This window comes from Oleiphilus sp. HI0067 (assembly GCF_001635735.1).
In genome coordinates, this window is record NZ_LWFI01000899.1 from 1 (window position 1) to 1,478 (window position 1,478).

A 1,478-nucleotide genomic window follows, 5' to 3' on the forward strand; every position below is an offset into this window, starting at 1 on the left:
AAGATCCGTCGTTCAGAGTTAAGACTGATGAGGAAACCGGTCAGACGATTATCTCCGGTATGGGTGAGCTACACCTTGATATTATCGTCGATCGAATGAAGCGTGAGTTCGGTGTTGAGGCAAACATTGGTAAGCCTCAGGTAGCGTACCGCGAAGCAATTAGAAATCACTGTGATATCGAAGGCAAGTTTGTACGACAGTCCGGTGGTCGAGGTCAGTACGGTCATGTTCGCGTTAAGTTTGAGCCGCGAACTGACGGTGAAGAAGGCCTGGAGTTTATTAATGAGGTTGTGGGAGGTGTTGTTCCGAAGGAATACATACCTGCAGTCGAGAAAGGTATTGAAGAGCAAATGCAAAATGGTGTCCTAGCTGGCTACCCTTTGCTTGGTCTTAAAGCAACGCTTTACGATGGGTCGTATCATGATGTCGACTCTAACGAAATGGCGTTCAAAATTGCCGGTGGCATGGCAACTAGAAAGTTGGCGGAAGAGGGTGGTGCAGTGCTGCTCGAGCCAATGATGAAAGTTGAAGTTGTGACGCCGGAAGAAAACATGGGTGACGTTGTTGGTGATCTTAACCGTCGTCGAGGGATTATTTCCGGAATGGAAGAGGGTCCTTCAGGTAAGGTTGTCAATGCCGAGGTGCCTTTGTCAGAAATGTTTGGTTATGCGACAGATCTACGGTCTGCGACGCAAGGCCGTGCAACATACGCGATGGAGTTTTTGAAATACGCAGAAGCGCCATCAAACATCGCAGAAGTTATTATTAACAAGTACTAACCTTTAAACGCTAAGGGGAATTACCGTGGCAAAAGAAAAGTTTGAAAGAAGTAAGCCGCACGTTAACGTTGGAACAATTGGCCACGTTGATCACGGCAAAACAACACTAACAGCAGCACTTACTCGTGTATGTGCAGAAGTATTCGGTGGTGAGAAGGTAGACTTCGCTAACATCGATAACGCTCCAGAAGAACGTGAGCGTGGTATTACAATCGCAACGTCACACGTAGAGTACGATTCAAACGATCGTCACTACGCGCACGTTGACTGTCCTGGACACGCGGACTACGTGAAAAACATGATCACTGGTGCTGCTCAAATGGACGGCGCGATCCTAGTATGTGGTGCGACTGACGGTCCAATGCCTCAGACTCGTGAGCACATCCTTCTTTCTCGTCAGGTTGGTGTTCCATACATCGTAGTATTCTTGAACAAAGCAGATCTTCTTGCTGAAGACTGTGGCGGTGCAGGTACTGAAGAATACAACGAAATGCTTGAGTTGGTTGAAATGGAGCTTCGTGAGCTTCTAGATCAATACGAATTCCCTGGTGACGACACTCCAATCATTCCTGGTTCTGCTTTGATGGCATTGAACGGCGAAGATGACAACGAGTTGGGTACAACTGCTGTTAAGAAGCTTGTTGAAGCGCTTGATACGTACATCCCAGAGCCAGAGCGTGCAATCGATCAACCATTCCT

General features: G+C 47.6%; 1 protein-coding gene and 1 pseudogene. Both read left to right on the top strand.

The genetic code is table 11. The features are described 5' to 3' along the window. Positions 1-779 (top strand): annotated as a pseudogene (gene fusA / locus A3739_RS10270) (elongation factor G); the annotation flags it as partial. 25 nt (positions 780-804) lie between these two features. Then, positions 805-1,478, top strand: a 674-nt coding sequence (locus A3739_RS10275) for a GTP-binding protein (protein ID WP_156502525.1), incomplete at its 3' end; no start/stop codon positions are given.